General features: G+C 36.8%; 1 pseudogene. It reads left to right on the forward strand.

Features of this window, described 5'->3' with window-relative positions:
• Positions 1–121: 121 nt before the first annotated feature.
• A pseudogene (locus RMT89_RS46280) lies at positions 122–299 on the forward strand (DNA cytosine methyltransferase); the annotation flags it as partial.

The following is a 299-nucleotide window of genomic DNA, read 5'->3' on the forward strand; positions in this document are numbered from 1 at the left end:
TTTTAAACGATTTAGATCCAAGGGCTTGTGACACACTTCGCACAAACCGCCCGAATTGGAATTTAGTAGAAGACAATATCTCTAATGTTGATTTTTCTACTATCTAACTCACGTCGATCTTTTATCTGGTAGTTTTCCATTTCAACCTTTTTCTTTGGCTGGGAGTAAAACAGGGTCTCAAGGAGAACAAGACTATGCTTTATCCCATTTAACTCGTGCTATTAAAGAACTATCACCGAAATTGATTATGCTGGAAAACACACCAGCCCTTTTAGCTTTTCATCAAGGTGAAAAATTTA

Source organism: Streptomyces sp. P17 (assembly GCF_032436805.1).
Classification (GTDB): domain Bacteria; phylum Actinomycetota; class Actinomycetes; order Streptomycetales; family Streptomycetaceae; genus Streptomyces.